Consider the following 15,507-nt stretch of genomic DNA (forward strand, 5'->3'; position numbering starts at 1 on the left):
CTAATAGGAAGAGATGAGCCTAACAACACGCCGTTGACTCTTCTTATTTATTATACTTTAAAATCACACAAAATGTTAATGTTTTATCAATACTACACATACTCCATGAGGAACGCAGTTAAGCGTAGCAGCCTTGTGGCGGGATTAACTGCACACATAACACAAATATAAGAAGAGTGCGACATGTTCCTGAACAAACATTACGCAGTGCCGTTTGAGAAGGAATGTGTCGCACTCTTTCTTTTGCCCTATTCAGTTAAACCCGCCAAAGACTGCATAGCAAAACAAGTGACGTATTGACGTAACCCCCCTAAAAGTTTTATCCTAGAACATATTACTAATTACTTTCATCATTCAACACAGGAGGAACAATATGTCTATAGAACTACGAAAAGTTGCCATTATCGGCACTGGTCATGTGGGCTCCCACGTGGCATTTTCCCTTGCTACACAAGGTGAGGTGGACCAATTATACATGGTGGATATCGACAAAGATAAAGCGATTGCCCAAGCCACCGATATTAATGATGCGGTAAGTTACTTACCACATCGTATAGAAGCTATCCCTTGCGAACCGGAAGACATCGGAGACTGCGATATTCTCGTTATTTCTGCAGGTCCCCTCCCATCTCCAGAACAAGATCGACTAGATACACTAGGGTCCACCGTAGAAGTATTGCGTGAATTCCTTCCTCGTGTAAAAGCATCGGGATTCAACGGTTTCATCGTTAGCATTTCCAATCCTGCTGATGTAGTAGCTGCCTATGTACAAGAATACTTAGACTACCCGAAACATAAAATCATCTCTTCTGGCACATCCTTAGACTCTGCTCGTTTGCAACGATTAGTAGCTGAACAAATCCACGTACATCGTCGCTCTTTATCTTGCTATGCTATGGGTGAGCACGGTGGTAGCGCTATGGTCCCTTGGTCTCACGTCACAGTATCTGGCAAACCTTTAAAAGAACTCCAACAGGAGCTTCCTCACCGCTTCCCAACCTTTGATGAAAATGCCCTAGTAGAACAAATGAAATACGGTGGCTACCTCGTCCTCATTGGAAAAGGATCCACAGAATTTGGCATCGCTGCATCCGTTACAGAAATCATTCGTGCTTACTTCCACGATGAACAAAAAGTATTACCTCTATCATGCAAACTAGAAGGCGAATACGGCGAGCACAATGTCTTTGCCTCCGTCCCTGCCATCATCGGCAAAAATGGCATCGAAGAAATCTTGGAATTGCACCTAACCGCTGACGAACAAAAAGCCTTCCACAACTCTTGCGAACGCATCAGAGAGTACATCAAACTAGCGCATACACTATAACTCTCTGAGGAATGTAGTCATGCGTAGTAGCCCTGTGGCGATCCTTTATGAATACTATATTATAAACCTAAAAGACCGCAATATACCTCCGAAGAAACATTATGAAATACCGTTTCTGAGGAGGTGTATTGCGGTCTTTCCTTTCACTACATCGGATAGAACGCCACGAGCTACATAGCTGAACAAGAGACGACACATTATGAAATACCGTTTGTGAGGAGTATACTGTGCTCTTCCACATCCCCCACCCCTGAGCAAGGCCCTTATGCGTAGTAGCCTTGTAGCGACCCTTACTACCTAAATTACACAAACACAAGAAGAGCACGGTGTGCTCCGAACAAACATTATGAAATGCCGTTTGTGAGGAGTATACCGTGCTCTTCCCTTTCGCTAATAAGATAGAAACGTCATAGGCTGTATAGCAGAACTATTTTGCGAACCATTTGGAGTAAATTTTTTGATATGTTCCATCTTCACGCATTGCTTTCAAAGCTTCATTAACTTTATCACGTAATGCTGTGTTAGATTTATTGAACCCTAATACGAATGGAGGTGCATCTGTGCCTTCTCCTACCAATTTAAGATCTTTGTCTGCACCTTGTTTCAAGTAATACATAGCCACTGCTTGGTCAATGATAGCACCATCAATCGTACCTGCTTGTAATGCCATGAAGATATTGCTATTAGAATCCATTTCTTTTACATCTGTACCAGGGATTGCTTTCGCCATTTCCACAGGTACTGTACCAATTTGAACGCCTACACGTTTATTAGTAAGGTCGTCCATTTTTTTGATATCCGTATTATCTTTACGAACGATAGTGATGAAACCGCCTTCTTTGAAGTATGGCTCAGAGAATGCTAATGCTTTTTCACGTTCTGGAGTTGCATTAATACCAGCTGCAATCATATCGATATTGCCAGATTGTGTAGCAGGAATCAACGCATCGAATCCCATGCTGACAAACTCTAATTTTAAGCCTAACCGTTTGGCTACTTCTTCACTTAAATCTACATCAAAACCAATATATTTATTAGTATTTTCTTCTGCAAATTCAAATGGAGGGAATGTGGTTTCAGAACCAACTTTCAACACCCCTGCTGTTTGTGTTAACTGCACTTCTTTTTTATCACTACCACAACCAGCTAGCAAACCTACACTAAGAACAGCTGTACATAGGATAAGACCTAGTTTTTTCATGCTAATCATAATTACCTCCCAGAATATATTCACTACTTATGATTATTTATACATAAATTATACCACACAATTATTAAATAGCAAGTATTTTTTATAAAGTTTCTCTTTATAAGTATATCACTATTTTTATTTTACTATACAAAAGATATTTACTATAATACCATCAAATACATCAAAGGGAAGTTGAACAAAACATATCAACTTCCCCCTAAGTTCATTATTTTAATACGTAAGATTATAACAGCATAATTATTTCACAATTAGTTACAATTCCTACCTACGATACTAACTACTATTACTTAATATTAGGCATTATAAAAAGTCTTTAATTTTATCTCGTTTCCCACGATTTCGCAGTTTTGTTAAAGCTTTTCCTTCAATTTGACGAATCCGTTCCCGTGTCACATTAAAGAATTGACCAACTTCTTCCAATGTGCGTGGCTTGCCATCTTTTAAACCAAAGCGTAATTCTAACACTTGTTGTTCTCGATCTGTTAAGCAACTAAATACTTCAACAATTTGTTCTCGCAACAAAATAAAGCTAGCCGCATCATCTGGAGCTACCGCATCTTTATCTTCTAAGAAATCTCCTAAATGGGAATCTTCTTCTTCCCCAATTGGCGTTTCTAAAGAGACTGGCTCTTGAGAAATTTTTTGAATTTCTCGAACACGCTCCACTGTAATTCCCATGCCTTCAGCAATTTCTTCTGGACTTGGTTCACGGCCTAAATCTTGTAATAATTGACGCTGAATACGTACCAATTTATTAATCGTTTCTACCATATGTACTGGAATACGAATGGTTCTAGCTTGGTCAGCAATCGCCCTTGTAATGGCTTGGCGAATCCACCATGTGGCATAGGTAGAAAATTTATATCCCTTTGTATAGTCAAATTTATCTACAGCTTTAATAAGCCCCAAATTGCCTTCTTGAATTAAATCCAAGAACAACATTCCACGACCTACATAGCGTTTTGCAATACTTACCACAAGACGCAAGTTAGCATCAATCAATTTCTGTTTCGCGCTACTACCTAAACGAACTTCTTTATAGGTAGCTCCTTCTTGATTACCTGCCTCAATTTGTTGTGCCAAAATGATTTCTTCATCACCAGATAGCAATGGAACACGTCCAATTTCTTTCAAATACATACGCACTGGATCATCAATATTCATCCCCTCAGGAATAGATAAATCAAGATTAATCTCTTTTTCTTCATCATCTTCTTCCGTAGCAATATCGATGTCACTAGTTAAATGTTCCACATCTACATCTACATCAACTTCGACTTCTATATCCTTATCTAATAATTCATCATGTAGATGCAAGTCACTTTCAGAAGCATGTTCATCATCAGGAATGACTTCAATATTCAAATTATTAAATATAGCATACATACTATCAAGCTGCTCTGCTGTTACTTCCATTTGCTCTGAAAGTGCATCAGAAATTTTCTTAGCTGTAATGACGCCTTCTCGTTTCGCATCTTCTAATAAAACCGCGATAATTTCTTGCACTTGCGATTCTTTTTTCTTCTTTGCCACTGTGCTCTTCCTTTCACTACATCAAGACCACTGTTTAATCAATTCTTGTAAATCCTGACACATTCGTAACTCTTCTATAAATCTAGGATCATTAGCTCTACTTAATTGGTCTGCCAATCGACTATGTTCCTTATATTGATTGCGAAGGGATTTTAATCGCACACTTCGAATTAAATTGTGCAATAATTCCTCATTCATTTCACGGTCAATTAAGACCGACCATTTGCCAAACATGTGCCAAGATTCTGCATCTAAAGCTCCTTCTAAAAGGATGTCCGACAATGTTTCACCTCTAGTTACCAAGTCACCAATCTTTTCATAATAGACGCGATACATAGGATGCGATATATCTTCTACTCCTATATATTGGCTCACTAAGGTATAAATAGTATTATCCTTACCTACCCAGTACAGCAATTCTTCTTCATCTGTGAAATGTTCCTTAGGCACATTAAGATCCTGCTGTTTTAATTCTATATTTCCTTGTCGAAGAAACTGCCTAAAGTAAGTAATGATGGTACTCACATCTAACCACAAAGGTAATGCCATAGCTTTTAAATATTCATCACGGCGCACTTGACTTTCATGGCCCGCAATAAAGGGGAACATATCTCCCAAAACAGATCGCTTTCCTTCTACCGAATTAGTATCGTGACGACGTAAGCTTTCATTCAGTAAAAACTCAAAATCTCTTGGCGATGTATCCACCAATTCTTGCCATGCTTCAGGACCATGATTTTTGATAAAATCATCTGGATCCTTTCCATCAGGCATAGATACTACCTTAACAGAAAATTCTGTATTTTGCAATAATTCGATAGCACGCTTAGCCGCTGTACGACCAGCTCCGTCCATATCATAGGCAAGAACAACTTCCTCTGCTTGACGCATTAATAGCCTACCATGGTCTTTCGTATAGGCCGTACCCAACGATGCCACTACATTCGTAATGCCTGCATTATGACAACTCAGTACATCCATATACCCCTCTACAAGGACTGCTTGTTTCTTTTCACGAATGCTACGGTAGGATTGATAAAAGGCAAATAATAAATGTCCTTTATTAAATATTTCCGTTTCTGGGGAGTTCAAATATTTCGGATTACTGTCGTCAAGAACACGACCACCGAAGCCTAACACACGCCCCTTTCCATCCATGATAGGAAACATCACACGTTTTCTAAAATAATCGTATATTTTACCTTGCTCATTTTTACGGCATAGCCCTAACTCTAATAACAAATTAGGGTCCACTCCACGTCCAATAAAGGCACTGTATAACTTATCCCATCCATCTGGAGCAAAACCTAAGCGAAACTTTGTTATAGTCTCCATGGATAGACCTCGTTTTAGTAAATAGTCTAAACCCTGTTTTCCTAACTCTGTTTTTACTAAACAATTATGAAAGAAATTTGTAGCTAGTTCATTCACTTCATACATAGATTCTATACGGGCCATACGTTTTCGTTCTGCTGATGATACGGTCCGCTCTGGCAAAGCAATGTTAGCACGATTAGCTAATCTTTCTATCGCTTCTGGAAACGTTAAATTATCATATTTCATTAAAAAACTGATAACATTCCCCGATTCTCGACAACCAAAACAATAAAAAAAGCCCTTTTCAGGGGTCACACTAAAAGAAGGCGTCTTTTCATTATGAAATGGACAACAACCCCAATAGTTTTTCCCTTTCTTCTTTAATGGAATATGCTCAGAAATGACAGATACAATGTCATTGGCATCTTTGACTTGTTCAATTATATCATCATCGAAAAACTTGCTCATGTCATTCTCCTAAGCTATGTACTACAGTGTATTTACTAAAAAGTATAAATTATATATACGTTCTCTATCTATACTATTCTACACAAACAAAAAAACTCCTACTTACAGATACTTTCTTTTTCTTCACACTATATATGCAATTCATATATAGTGTGAAAAAAAAGAAGTTAGAGCAGCCAAAGGCTGCTCCAACCACTTATGTAGACTATTTTTTCGCGTAATCTACGACTCGTGTTTCACGAATAACCACAACTTTAATTTGTCCTGGATATTCTAATTCATTTTCGATTCGTTTAATGATGTCACGTACCAACAAGTTCGCTTCCACATCATCCACTTTATCTGGTTTTACCATAACGCGAATCTCTCGACCTGCTTGGATAGCAAAGCATTTTTCAACGCCTTCAAAAGATTCAGCGATTTCTTCCAACTTAGATAATCGTTTTAAATAATTTTCTAATGTTTCGCGTCTAGCTCCTGGTCGTGCTGCAGAAATAGCATCTGCTGCCGCTACCAATACAGCCTCTACAGATTTAAACTCTTCATCACCATGATGAGCGCCAATACAATTTTGTACCAATGCGCTTTCATGATATTTTTTAGCAAGATCTACGCCAATTTCCACGTGAGATCCTTCAATTTCATGTGTTAAGGCTTTGCCTAAATCATGTAATAAACCGCCTCGTTTAGCCAGTACTACATCGCAGCCTAATTCCGCTGCCATCATACCTGCTAAATGAGATACTTCTACAGAATGTTTTAGTACATTCTGTCCATAACTAGTACGATATTTTAGTCTACCTAAAATACGAATCACTTCTGGATGTAAGCCATGTACATCTGCTTCAAAAGTAGCTTGTTCGCCCGCTTCTTTTATAGTTGTTTCCACCTCACGGCGTGCTTTTTCAACCATTTCCTCGATACGAGCTGGATGGATACGTCCATCTACAATGAGTTTTTCTAAGGCAATTCGTGCTACTTCGCGACGAATTGGATCAAATCCGGATAAAATAACTGCTTCTGGTGTATCATCAATAATTAAGTCAATACCCGTCAACGTTTCTAAAGCGCGAATATTACGGCCTTCACGACCGATAATACGGCCTTTCATCTCATCATTTGGCAATGTCACCACAGACACTGTAGATTCTGCTACATGGTCAGCTGCACATCGTTGAATGGCCATAGAAATAATTTCTCTGGCATTCTTTTCCGCCTCTTCTTTTGCTTGTTGCTCAAGATCTTTAAGCATCACAGCAGTGTCGTGACGAATCTCTTGTTCTACTTTTGTCAATAAAATTTGTTTTGCTTCATCAAAGGTTAAGCTAGAAATTCGTTCTAACTCTTCCATTTGTTGTTGATGCAATACCTCAATTTTTTCTTCCGCTTTTTCTAGATTGCGTTCCTTGTGGTGCAAGGACTCCTCTTTGCGTTCAATACTGTCTAGTTTTTTGTCTAATTGCTCTTCTTTTTGTAAAATCCGTCGTTCAAGACGTTGTAATTCATTACGTCTATCCCGATTTTCTTTATCAACATCAGCACGCAATTTATGAATTTCTTCTTTTGCTTCCAGTAACGCTTCTTTTTTCTTAGACTCCGCTAAGCGCTCGCCATCAGCAACAATACGTGCAGCTTCTGTTTCCGCTTTGTTTAGCTTACCTTCTGCAATATTGCGACGCAATAAATAGCCTACTCCAAGACCAATTAATACCATGACTACGGCAATAATGCTGTATTCTAAAATCGTGTTCACCTCCCACTTGCATAAAAAAAGGAGAAGTCGATACATCCGCTTCCCCGGTTTCTCGCCCATTTTGCTTTTAAATTTTATTTTGCTTATTATTAAGGCTATTTTAATTTTAGTTCATACACCGTGGAATGTCAAGACAAAGCCCCTACTCTAAGTAGGGGCCCCATTCATAACAAATAGATTGAATTGTACTCACAGCGAATCCACGATTCTTTAGAAAATAAATTATTTTTTTCTTGCTAAACTTATCTTCTTCACCCTCTTCGATGGCTGCTAACCGCTCCTCATCGGATATGTGAAATCGTTGCTCTAATAGCTTTACCGCTACCGACCATTCATCATAGTCATCTAATACATAAGATACAGCAAGACCTCGTTCGCGCATTTTTTCACGAATGTAATAGGTACTATGCTTTTCTGCCTCCATATAGGCACGCAACGCTTCTTCAGACAATTCTTCATCGTCTAAGTACGATAAGGATAGAAGTTTTTCTTCTACATCGTGTATTAACTCACTGGGTACAGACCGTTGAGACAATTTACGCCGTAGCTCTAAGGTGCTTAAGGACCGTGGCCCTAATAAGCGCAAAGCTTGCTCCATAGCTGATGCAAATGTCCATTCCTGCTCTTTCGATATACGAAATGCCATTATTCCATATCCACAGTTTCAGTAGTTGCTACTTCATCCACTTCTTCATCATGACCAAGTACATTCAATGGTTCTGCTGCTAATGTATCACGAATAATAGAATCAATTTCTTGAGCAATTTGAGGGTTTTCTTTCAAGAATACTTTGGCAGCCTCTTTACCTTGACCCATACGCTCTCCATTATAGGAATACCAAGCACCAGATTTTTTGATCACTTCAATATTCGCACCGATGTCAATCAATGTACCTTCGTAGGAAACGCCTTCCCCAAACATCAAATCAAATTCTGCCACTTTGAATGGAGGAGCCACTTTATTTTTCACAACTTTTACTTTTGTACGATTGCCAACATGTTCTTTAGCAGAAGTCAATGCTTCCCCTTTGCGTACATCTAAACGAATCGTAGAGTAGAATTTTAAAGCACGGCCACCTGTAGTTGTTTCTGGGTTACCAAACATAACGCCCACTTTTTCACGCAATTGGTTAATAAAGATAATAACTGTTCTAGTTTTACTGATGGAGCTTGTTAATTTACGTAATGCTTTACTCATTAAACGCGCATGTACCCCAACGTGAGCATCTGTCATTTCACCATCAATCTCTACTTTAGGTGTTAAGGCCGCTACGGAGTCCACAACGATTAAGTCTACTGCCCCAGAGCGAACCAAAGCCTCTGTAATTTCTAAGCCTTGTTCACCATTATCTGGTTGGGAAATCAACAAGCTATTGATATCTACGCCTAATTTTTTCGCATATACAGGGTCTAAGGCATGTTCCGCATCGATGAAGGCAACAACGCCACCATTACGTTGTGCTTCTGCTGCTGCATGTAAAGCCACCGTAGTTTTACCAGAAGATTCTGGTCCATAAATTTCAATAATACGGCCCCGTGGGAACCCACCTACACCAACTGCCAAATCCAAGGCCAATACGCCTGTAGAAATGACTTCAATGTTCATTTTATCCGCTGCTTCGCCCATGCGCATGATCGCGCCTTGACCAAAGTCTTTTTCAATTTGTTTTAAAGCCCCTTCTAAGGCTCTCATACGATCTTCTTGAGATCCACTTTTCATATCAATTGCTGCTTCTTTTGCTTTATCCTTTGCCATTGTTCTACCTTTCTATTAATTCTTTATATACATATTGAATCGCCCGTTCCGCTACACTTTTACGGATACTACTACGATCCCCTATAAATATCTCTTTATGTACAGTAATACCTCGTGGTGTACCAATACCGATATACACAAGACCTACTGGTTTTTCTTGACTGCCACCACCTGGACCTGCTATCCCTGTGGTCGCAATGGCATAGTCTGTACGTAATACACGAAATACACCTTCAACCATTTCCTTAGCCGTTTCTTCACTGACAGCACCATATGTTGCCAATGTCTCTGATGATACACTTAATACTTGTTCTTTCACCGCATTTGCATAGGAAATAATACCACCCTGATAATATCCACTGCTACCGCCTAAGTCAGTCAAGATTTTTCCTACTAGGCCGCCTGTACAAGATTCAGCAGTTCCTATGGTAATCCCCTTTTCGAGGGCAACCTTATGAAATTCTTCCAACACCGATGTATCTAAACTACGGATATCTTCCAAGCGTTCTAATAGGATAGACCTCCATGGACCTAATTTCTCCTGACAGTCTGCTTTTGACTCGCCTTTGGCAGTTAAGCGAATTTCAATGTATCCTGGTTTGATCAATAGTGCTATAGTTGGGTTCTGCTGATTCTGAATCAAGTCTTGCAATAGAGTCTCTAGTTGCATTTCACGATATCCATACACAGCATACCGTTCAGAATAAATCATCCCTTGCTGTCCAAAACGTTGCTCTAAAAAGGGGGTCACACTTTCTATAAAAGTTCCTTGTAATTCTGATGGAGGACCTGGTAACAATACATATACCGTATCATCCTGTTCCACTACTACTGCTGGTGCCACCCCTACTGGATTATGTAGTACTTTTGCCCCTTCTGGCAAATACCGATCTCGGTCAGATTCGTAAGGTTTCACCCGTCCTTGTTTCTCATAAAAAGAATCTACCTCACGACCTGCTTCTTCGTGAAATACCAAAGGTAATCCTAGCGCATCTGCCAAGGATTTTCGAGTTATATCTCCTTGGGTAGCACCTAAGCCTCCAGAACTGATCACAATATCTGCTCGCTCCCCTGCTCGTTGAAATACCTCTTTCATACGCTCAGGATTATCCCCCACCGTCGTTTGATATGACACAGAATAGCCTCGATTGTTCAGTTCTTCGCTGAGCCATTTCACATTTGTATTGACAATATGTCCTAGTAATAATTCTGATCCTGTAGAGATTAATTCTACGATCATGCTATCACCATCCTATACAGTTTCTACTACCACGTCATAAGCGAAACCTTGTGATACTTTTACAGTCACAATATCGCCTTCAGAAAGTCCTGTTACATCTTCTACATACATGTTACCATCTACATCTGGAGCCTGCATTTGCAAACGTCCACGAGCCAAAAATTTTCCCGGCTCTACTTCATCGATGGCTTCAATTAGGCCTTGATGAATCGTTCCCTCTAGATCACGATTATGTTCCTCTGAAACTTGTGCTTGAATCGCCATTAATGTATGGTATCGTTCTTCTTTCACTTCTTCAGGAATTTGGTCATCCATCAGACCTGCTGGTGTGCCATCCTCTTGAGAGTACGTAAATACACCCATGTGATCAAATCGGATATCTTTTACAAAATCTGCCAACTCTTGGAATTGTTCTTCTGTTTCTCCAGGGAACCCTACAATAAGGGATGTGCGCAATGTAATATGCTCACTGCGATTGCGGATTTTATGCAACAAAGCTACAATATTTTCCCGCGTATCCTTACGGTTCATACGTTGTAACACAGTATTGTTAATATGTTGTAGTGGCATATCGATATACTTGCACACCTTTGGTTCTGTCATGATTGTTTCTAGCAATTCATCAGAGAAGTGTTTTGGATACAAGTACAACATGCGAATCCATTCGATGCCTTCAATCTTCGCCAATCGTTTTAACAACTCTGAAAGTAACGGTGTACCATGATTCAAGTCAGCTCCATAATAGGTAGTATCTTGGGCAATTAATACTACTTCTTTCACACCTGCTTCTGCAAGCTGCTGTACTTCTCGTTCAATAGACTCCATAGATCGACTGCGATAGGCCCCACGTACTTTCGGAATGATACAGAATGTACATCCATTATTGCATCCTTCAGAAATTTTTACATATGCACTGTAGTCCGGTGTTGTCATCATCCGTGGCATGCCTTCATCATACATATTTGTCATACTATCCATGATACAAATACGTTGACCTTGTTGAATAGCCTCCACAGCTTCCATGATACGATTCCAAGATCCTGTTCCAATGAGGGCGTCAATTTCTGGAATTTCAGTAAACAATTCTTCTTGGTATTGCTGACTTAAACAGCCTGCTACGATAAGACCTTTACAGTCTCCATATTGTTTATATTGACCAGCCTCTAATATAGTATTGATCGATTCTTCTTTTGCTTTCTCGATAAATGTGCATGTGTTAATAATAATAATTTCTGCTTTTTCTAACTCTTCTGTGATTTCATAGCCATTATCTTGTAAAGCTCCTAGCATCACCTCTGTATCCACCAAATTCTTGGCGCAACCTAAACTAATATAACCTAACAACTTACTCATGGTGTATCCTTTCTAAAACGCACTTGTCGTATCCATTCTTGTAATATCTTATCTTGCTCTTCTTTCACAATCCCTGCATTCCATAACACAAGATGATTGCCCTGTCGGTCTTTATGAGATTCCACCGTTTCTCTGGTTGGCAAATAATACCTATCCCCCTCTTTCAATACAGCTTGTACCCGTTCTGAAAGTAACCAACTCACAAACGCTTCACTTTCACCAACATTACTGGATCCTTTTAGAATCCCTACGCCCATCAAATCATAAGGAGTACCTTCCCTAGGATATAAAATCGTCAAAGGATATTTATGAATCTCATATAATTTGGCATCCGAATAATGTCCTACGCTGACCTGTACATCTCCAATAGCAGCCATGCGCACTGAAGATGGCAAGGCTTTTGCATACTGCACAATACGCGGTCGCAAACTATCAAAATAGGAGATGGCACCACCTAGTCCATAGATAGCACCAAAACTATTCAATAAAGTAGTGGCCGATGCATCGGCTACAAAATCAGTGACCGCTATACGCCATGGGCCCGTATAAGCTAAGGAAAACCAAGTGTTTACATATTTTCCCTGACTACTATAGAAGGTATCGTGTAAGGCTAAGACATAAGGATCATACCATATCCCTACCCATTGCTCATCCGGACCGTGGAATACTGTATCTACCGAATACGTTAAAGTAATTGGCAATCTACGAAAGGCTCCATGCTCAACCCCTTCACTGAGATTGGCTTTTGTAGAAATCACAAGATCCCCTTGTTGCTCTGCTTCTGGCAAAGCTAACCGTGTACCCATTTGATTCTGCGGTATGGGAATAACATGTACTCTTACTTGTGCCTCTCTTTCATAGGCCTGTCCTATAGCCGTCATGACTTCAGGGTCCCCATCTGTATAGATAGTAATTTCTGCTCTTGTAGAAATCACACGTTGATCCACTTGATCTTGTTTCATATCATTAAGCCACAAGCCTACACTAAACATACCTACTACTACTAGTGCATACACCATGAGCAATCGTAACCGTTTCATAGATTCACCTCCTTTACCTATTAGAGATACCTAACCAAAATTCCTTTTTTTCATACCTTTATTTTTTCGATTTCCTATACCAATTTTAGAACCACTATTTGTACGTCCTTCCCCTTGCACAGGCCCTTTTCCTCTACCTGTTGGTTTCACTCCACCCTTAACTGAAGTTCTAGTATTATCAGATTTTGGTGCATTCCGTTTGATACATCGCGGAGGAATCAAGCATAATGGTCCAAAACCGATTAAATCTCTGCGATTTGCTTTGATTAAGGCTTCTTTTACTAATTCATAATTATCTTCTCGTTTATATTGCATCAAGGCTCGTTGCATAGCTTTATCTCTGCCTTTTTTAGCTACATACACAGGCTCACCTGTAAGGGGATTGATTCCTGTGTAATACATGGCAGTCGATAAGCTACCTGGAGTAGGAATAAAATCTTGCACCTGTTCTGGAGTCATATTTTGATCTCGCAAAAATTCTGCCAATTCAATAGCATCTTCTAATGTACAGCCTGGATGCGAACTCATAAAATAAGGCACCAAAAATTGTTGTTTACCTAATTTACGATTCGCCTCATCAAACCAAGATTTAAATTTTAAGAAGTAACTTTTATTGGCTTTCCCCATGATGGTCGTTACATGCTCGGATACATGTTCAGGGGCAACTTTTAATTGACCACTCACGTGATGTTCGCACAATTCTCGAACGAAGTCTTTGTTATTATCGTCCAATACATAGTCATATCGGAGCCCCGATCGAACAAACACTTTTTTTACGCCTTTTACATTACGTACTTTTCGCAAAATGCTCACATAGTCATCATGATTCGTATTTAACTGAGGACATGCTTTGGGCGCAGCACATGTTTTCCCCTTACAAGCGCCTACTTTCAACTGTTTATCGCAAGCAACATGACGGAAATTTGCCGTAGGACCTCCTACATCATGAATATATCCTTTAAATCCATCCATAGTTGTCATACGGTGAGCCTCATCTAAGATCGACTGATGACTACGATTTTGAATAATTCGCCCTTGATGGCTTGTAATAGCACAGAAAGAACAACTACCAAAACAACCACGATGGCTAGTAATACTGAACTGTACTTCTGCTAAGGCAGGTACTCCACCAGCCGCATCATACATAGGATGCCATTTTCTCGTATAGGGTAAACTATAGACATGATCCATTTCTTCCTGTGTTAATGGTAAGGCTGGACTATTCTGTACTATATACCGATTACCATGCCCTTGCGCCACTGTTTTCCCATAGTATGGATCTTGCTCATCAAATTGCATTTTAAAGGCTTTAGCAAAGATTTCTTTGTCTGCTGATATAGCTTCGTAAGATGGGCATTCAATAGCATTCTCTGGCACGGTGTTGGCAACATAACAAATCCCTTTGATGGCAGGTAATCGTTTTTGTAATTGGTCTTTATCTAAGGCTTCGGCGATTTCACGAATTTGCTTTTCTCCCATACCATAGATAAGGACATCTGCCTTACTATCCATCAAAATAGAGCGGCGCACTGTATCGGACCAATAATCATAATGGGCAAATCGTCGCAAACTGGCTTCAATGCCGCCAATAACAACAGGAACCCCTTTAAAAGCCTCTCGCATACGATTCGCATACACCACCGTAGCTCGGTCTGGGCGTCGCCCAGATTCACCACCTGGAGAATACCCATCATCACGGCGATGTTTCTTAGCTGCTGTAAATTTATTGAGCATACTGTCTAAATTACCTGCTGTCACTAAGGATGCCAATCGAGGCTTTCCCAAAACCTTAAAGGCATTCACATCGTTCCAGTCTGGCTGAGCTATGATACCGACTCGATATCCATAGGACTCTAATAATCTACCAATTACAGTAGGCGCGAAGGAAGGATGATCCACATAGGCATCTCCGCTGATAATGACAAAATCAAGTTCAGCCCACCCTCGTTCGTCCATTTCTGCTTTTGTAGTAATTAAATATTGTTCTTTCATTGTATTCCTTATACTGTATTACACGAAAAATAGCCAACCTAAAAATAGAATAATCAGCAGCAAAATACCACCTACTACAAATCGTTCTATCATCATCGTTTTTTGTCGCTTTGCCTTGCGACTTTCATAGGTTAACCGTTGTTTCGGCGCCTCAATCAATTCCTGTTCTCGAAAGGCATCAGCCTTCTCTTGTTCTTTTGATACCATTCTGCGTTTGGGAATCGTCAAGGATTCACCCATTCTATTTTTAAAAGTATCCACCAATCGACGACTATCTAAGCCCAGTAGTTCACTATAGTTTTTAATGAACCCTTTGGTGTACACACTACCTGGAATACGACTAAACTCATCATGCTCCAAGGCGTGTAGGTAAGCTACTTTTATATGTAATACATCTTCAATTTGTTCTAATGTTAAACCGCGTCGTTGACGCTCACGTCTAAGTTCCTCGCCAATCGATGCCATAGAACCTCCTATACATATAGGTGCCATCTACATAACGCAAATGGCACACTA

General features: G+C 39.8%; 12 protein-coding genes. 1 reads left to right on the forward strand and 11 read right to left on the reverse strand.

Annotated features, from left to right (window positions below; genetic code table 11):
* Positions 1-379: 379 nt before the first annotated feature.
* The gene (locus tag EO113_RS04060) at positions 380-1,327 is read left to right on the forward strand and encodes an L-lactate dehydrogenase (RefSeq protein ID WP_127135689.1); all 948 of its coding nucleotides are present in this window, start codon (positions 380-382) and stop codon (positions 1,325-1,327) included.
* A 427-nt stretch (positions 1,328-1,754) separates the two neighbouring features.
* Here EO113_RS04060 and EO113_RS04065 read toward each other — a convergent pair whose 3' ends face one another.
* From EO113_RS04065 to EO113_RS04115, 11 genes are all read right to left on the reverse strand, one after another.
* Positions 1,755-2,537, reverse strand: coding sequence for a basic amino acid ABC transporter substrate-binding protein (locus EO113_RS04065; RefSeq protein WP_127135619.1), 783 nt, complete (start codon positions 2,535-2,537; stop codon positions 1,755-1,757).
* A 303-nt stretch (positions 2,538-2,840) separates the two neighbouring features.
* On the reverse strand, positions 2,841-4,073 hold the full coding sequence (rpoD, locus tag EO113_RS04070) for an RNA polymerase sigma factor RpoD (RefSeq protein ID WP_009352990.1): 1,233 nt from the start codon (positions 4,071-4,073) through the stop codon (positions 2,841-2,843).
* 21 nt (positions 4,074-4,094) lie between these two features.
* Positions 4,095-5,858 carry a DNA primase gene (gene dnaG, locus EO113_RS04075; protein ID WP_127135620.1) on the reverse strand — a complete coding sequence of 588 codons (1,764 nt, stop codon included), beginning with the start codon at positions 5,856-5,858 and terminating at the stop codon, positions 4,095-4,097.
* A gap of 205 nt (positions 5,859-6,063) precedes the next feature.
* A complete protein-coding gene (gene rny / locus EO113_RS04080; protein WP_369813333.1) occupies positions 6,064-7,647 on the reverse strand; it encodes a ribonuclease Y in 1,584 nt (527 codons plus the stop codon).
* Between the two features lie 106 nt (positions 7,648-7,753).
* On the reverse strand, positions 7,754-8,257 hold the full coding sequence (locus EO113_RS04085; protein WP_127135621.1) for a regulatory protein RecX: 504 nt from the start codon (positions 8,255-8,257) through the stop codon (positions 7,754-7,756).
* Positions 8,257-9,366: a recombinase RecA gene (recA, locus tag EO113_RS04090; RefSeq protein WP_009352815.1), complete on the reverse strand. Its 1,110-nt coding sequence runs from the start codon at positions 9,364-9,366 to the stop codon at positions 8,257-8,259. Before recA ends, EO113_RS04085 begins: the two co-directional genes overlap by 1 nt.
* A 4-nt stretch (positions 9,367-9,370) precedes the next feature.
* Positions 9,371-10,606, reverse strand: a complete 1,236-nt coding sequence (locus EO113_RS04095) for a competence/damage-inducible protein A (protein ID WP_127135622.1) — start codon at positions 10,604-10,606, stop codon at positions 9,371-9,373.
* A 12-nt stretch (positions 10,607-10,618) separates the two neighbouring features.
* The gene (rimO, locus tag EO113_RS04100; protein ID WP_127135623.1) at positions 10,619-11,959 is read right to left on the reverse strand and encodes a 30S ribosomal protein S12 methylthiotransferase RimO; all 1,341 of its coding nucleotides are present in this window, start codon (positions 11,957-11,959) and stop codon (positions 10,619-10,621) included.
* Positions 11,956-12,999, reverse strand: coding sequence for an ABC transporter substrate-binding protein (locus EO113_RS04105; protein WP_127135624.1), 1,044 nt, complete (start codon positions 12,997-12,999; stop codon positions 11,956-11,958). The genes rimO and EO113_RS04105 overlap by 4 nt, the downstream gene beginning before the upstream one ends.
* Positions 13,000-13,029: 30 nt before the next feature.
* On the reverse strand, positions 13,030-14,991 hold the full coding sequence (locus EO113_RS04110) for a YgiQ family radical SAM protein (RefSeq protein ID WP_127135625.1): 1,962 nt from the start codon (positions 14,989-14,991) through the stop codon (positions 13,030-13,032).
* 18 nt (positions 14,992-15,009) lie between these two features.
* Positions 15,010-15,456, reverse strand: a complete 447-nt coding sequence (locus EO113_RS04115) for a helix-turn-helix transcriptional regulator (protein ID WP_062400958.1) — start codon at positions 15,454-15,456, stop codon at positions 15,010-15,012.
* Positions 15,457-15,507: the final 51 nt, after the last annotated feature.

This window comes from Veillonella sp. 3913 (assembly GCF_003992235.1).
Taxonomy (GTDB): Bacteria; Bacillota; Negativicutes; order Veillonellales; family Veillonellaceae; genus F0422.